Raw genomic sequence first — 3,659 nt, 5'->3', positions numbered from 1 at the left:
GATCCGGGTTTCCCTGCGTACGGGCAAGAACCCATATGACAAGGGGCGCGGGTGAAGGTGCGCCCGTTGTGAAAGCGCTCGCCCGAACCTCCCTTCCCTAAGGGGAGGGAAAACGCGCCCGAATGCCCTAATTCGACCCCGAACGCCTCCATCCAGCCGAAATCATCCTCGGTGCGGCCCGTCGGTTTGTATTCGAGGCCGACGGGCCCCTGATAGGGGGAGGCGGCGATGGCTTCGAAGATGGCGGGGTAGTTGATCTCACCCTTGTCGGGGGCAAGGCGCAGGGGGGCGTTGGCGATCTGGACGTGGCCGATATGGGGCATGTGGCGCTCATAGCGGCGCAGGAGATCGCCTTCCATCACCTGGATGTGGTAGAAATCGAACATCAGCTTGACGTTCGGTTCGCCGATCTCGTCGATCAGCGCGACGATGTCGTCGGAACGCGAGACGAGATTGCCGGGGCGATCGTAGCGGTTCAGCGGTTCGAGCAGCAGGGTGAGGCCCCTGTCGGCGACGGAGCGGGCGGCTTCGCGGATATTGGCGATATAGGTGGTCAGCCCCGCCTCGTGCTGGCCGGGGGCGACGACGCCGCTCATGACGTGGATCAGCGGCGCGCCGAGCGCAGTCGCGTAATCGACGGCCTGCGCGAAATAGCGCCGGAAATCCGCCTCACGCCCCGGAATGCCGGCATGGCCCCATTCGTCGCGGGAGGTATCCCCGCGCGGCGTGTTGAGGTTGTTGAGGCGCATGCCAGAGGTGTCGAGGGCGGCTTTCAGCTCTTCGATCGTATGGTCATAGGGAAACTGGAACTCCACCACCTCGAAACCGCAGGCCTTTGCCGCCGCGAGGCGCTCGGGCAGAGGGATTTCGGTGAAGAGCGTGCCGAAATTGACCGAGAAGCGGGAGCGGGGCAGGGGGGATCGTGTCATCGCGTTTCCTCCGACGGCGCAAGTTGGATCTTCGGGATTGCGCCTTGTTGATGCTTTGTCAGGGCGATCCTAACGCAGCCGCGCGGCTCTGGGCAGCCCGGCCATGCGGGGAAACTCCCGCTTCACGATGGGTAAGGCGCCGCAACCCGTATGTTTTCCCGGTCTGTGGGGAGGCCCGTGTGTTGCACGCGCGGAGCAAACGGCGTAACGCATCCGCTTACGCTCACGCGCGCGAGGGACGGATGCAGGCATGGCACATCACGACAAGATTCTCATCGTTGATTTCGGCTCCCAGGTCACCCAGCTGATCGCGCGCCGCGTGCGCGAGGAGGGGGTCTATTCCGAGATTGCGCCGTTCCAGTCGGCGGCGGAAGCGTTCCGGAGCATGAATCCCAGGGCGGTGATCCTCTCCGGCGGCCCCGCCTCGGTCACGGATGAGGGCTCACCGCGTGCGCCGCAGGAAATCTTTGATTCCGGCGTGCCGGTGCTGGGCATCTGCTACGGCCAGCAAACCATGGCGACCCAGCTCGACGGTGCCGTCGAAGGCGGGCACCACCGCGAATTCGGGCGCGCCGAGGTCGAAGCCATATCAGCCTCACCGCTCTTCGAGGGCGTCTGGGAGGTAGGCCAGCGCTATCCGGTCTGGATGAGCCATGGCGACCGGGTGACCCGGCTCCCGGAAGGGTTCGAGATCATCGGCACCTCCGAAAACGCGCCCTTCGCTGCCGTCGCGGACGAAAAGCGCCGCTATTACGGCGTTCAGTTCCATCCGGAAGTGGTGCATACGCCGCACGGCGCCGCCCTCCTGCGCAATTTTGTGCGCCGCATCGCCGGCTGTGCCGGCGACTGGACGATGAAGGCGTTTCGCGAAGAAGCGATCGAGCGCATTCGCGCGCAGGTCGGATCCGAGAAAGTCATCTGCGGACTCTCCGGCGGTGTCGATTCATCCGTGGCAGCCGTGCTCTTGCACGAGGCGATCGGCGATCAGCTTACCTGCGTCTTCGTCGATCACGGGCTCTTGCGTGCCGGCGAGGCCGAGCAGGTCGTGACGCTGTTCCGTGACGCCTACAACATCCCGCTGGTGCATGTGCAGGCTCAGGAAACCTTCCTGAAGGAGCTATCCGGCGTCAGCGATCCCGAGCAGAAGCGCAAGATCATCGGGCGGCTGTTCATCGACGTGTTCGAGGCGGAAGCGAAGAAGGTCGGCAATGCGGGCTTCCTCGCCCAGGGCACCCTCTATCCGGACGTGATCGAGAGCGTTTCCTTCACTGGTGGCCCCTCGGTGACGATCAAGAGCCACCACAATGTCGGCGGTCTGCCCGAGCGCATGAACATGAAGCTCGTCGAGCCGCTGCGCGAATTGTTCAAGGACGAGGTGCGCGATCTGGGCCGCGAGCTCGGCCTGCCCGACAAGTTCGTCGGTCGCCATCCCTTCCCCGGCCCCGGCCTCGCAATCCGCTGTCCGGGCGAGATAACGGCTGAGAAGCTCGATATCCTGCGCAAGGCTGATCTGATTTATCTTGAGGAAATCCGCCGCGCCGGCCTCTATGACGAGATCTGGCAGGCCTTCGCCGTGCTCCTGCCCGTGCGTACCGTCGGCGTGATGGGCGATGCGCGCACCTACGATTACGTCTGCGCCCTGCGCGCCGTCACCTCGGTGGACGGCATGACGGCGGATTTCTACCCGTTCGACATGAAATTCATCGGTCGCGTCGCCACCCGCATCATCAACGAGGTGAACGGCATCAACCGCGTCGTCTACGACATCACCTCGAAGCCGCCGGGGACCATCGAGTGGGAGTGAGGAGCCTGCGGCAATGACGCGCTGGCAGATTGCGGGTTTGCTCATGGCCGGCGGGATCAGCATCTGGCTGGCCTGGCTCTACATTTCTCCGCATTTCAACACCTATCCCGAGCAGGATGATTGCAGCTTCGGCCCGGTTTCGAACGAACGCTATCGCGAATTGCTGGCGCTGGCGCGGCAGCATCAGGCGAGCGGGCGCTGGTCGCGTCTGCGGGGGGATGGCCCCGACATGAACGAGAACTTGCAAGGCCGCCTCGACGATATCATGGACGGCATGGACTCGATCTACGAACGCATCGCCGCCACGCATGCCGTGATGCGGGCGCTCGGGGCGAACTATCGCGCTACAATTCCGGATTTCGAGGACGCGTTCGAGAGTGCGAGGCGTAGATCTCGCCTCGTGGAGTTCGGAAGTGTTGGATTTGTCTACATTTTAGACGTTCACAAGGTTGGTGGATTTGCTCCCATACTTCGGCACGCTAGGATAAATGTTTCTTTTAATGCAGACATTTCTCAATTTCATGGATGGGCGGACAGAGAAAACAACTCATTTTCTATAAAAATACACTATCCATTCTCGCTATACCAACGCCCGCCACAAATTAATCAAGGGCTCCATCACCGGACATGCCCTGCCGTGCCGAGCCCTGAATGGGTTGCGGACTATCAGCAATGGCTCGCGAACACTCAAAATGATCGGAATGACCGATGATCACTGAACGCCGTATCTTTCTCGAATCCAAGCCCGTCGGCGCGGTTGGTTCTTTCAACATTGGCGCAGGACATCTCTATCTGGTTTTTCGTGATGTCACATTCGATAACGGTGAAGTTGTCGCGGTCGTCAACGAAAACGACGCCGTCATTCGGGGCCGACCAGAAAATTTTATGAATTTCTCGACACTTGTTGTTGAAACAGGAGACCTCCG

At 61.7% G+C, this 3,659-nt stretch carries 4 protein-coding genes; 3 read left to right on the top strand and 1 reads right to left on the bottom strand.

Annotated elements, in window-relative coordinates:
- Positions 1 to 929 (bottom strand): hydroxypyruvate isomerase family protein (locus VKP01_RS09145; RefSeq protein WP_324411842.1); only part of this gene is annotated, 929 nt, incomplete at its 3' end.
- Between the two features lie 250 nt (positions 930 to 1,179).
- Here VKP01_RS09145 and guaA point away from each other — a divergent pair.
- The 3 genes from guaA to VKP01_RS09130 form a co-directional block, all read left to right on the top strand.
- Positions 1,180 to 2,733: a glutamine-hydrolyzing GMP synthase gene (gene guaA, locus VKP01_RS09140; protein WP_324411841.1), complete on the top strand. Its 1,554-nt coding sequence runs from the start codon at positions 1,180 to 1,182 to the stop codon at positions 2,731 to 2,733.
- Between the two features lie 13 nt (positions 2,734 to 2,746).
- Positions 2,747 to 3,445, top strand: coding sequence for a hypothetical protein (locus tag VKP01_RS09135; protein WP_324411840.1), 699 nt, complete (start codon positions 2,747 to 2,749; stop codon positions 3,443 to 3,445).
- On the top strand, positions 3,442 to 3,659 hold a 218-nt coding region (locus tag VKP01_RS09130), incomplete at its 3' end, for a hypothetical protein (RefSeq protein ID WP_324411839.1). The genes VKP01_RS09135 and VKP01_RS09130, both read left to right, overlap by 4 nt.

The sequence above is a fragment of the Saliniramus sp. genome, from assembly GCF_035311605.1.
GTDB lineage: Bacteria > Pseudomonadota > Alphaproteobacteria > Rhizobiales > Beijerinckiaceae > Saliniramus.
Note: the sequence above shows the minus strand (reverse complement) of the source record. Positions and strands in the feature narration are given on the sequence as shown.

Excerpts from the sequence above, each read along its gene's own strand:
- guaA (WP_324411841.1), top strand. The coding sequence starts at position 1,180 with ATGGCACATCACGACAAGATTCTCATCGTTGATTTCGGCTCCCAGGTC.
- VKP01_RS09135 (WP_324411840.1), top strand. The coding sequence starts at position 2,747 with ATGACGCGCTGGCAGATTGCGGGTTTGCTCATGGCCGGCGGGATCAGC.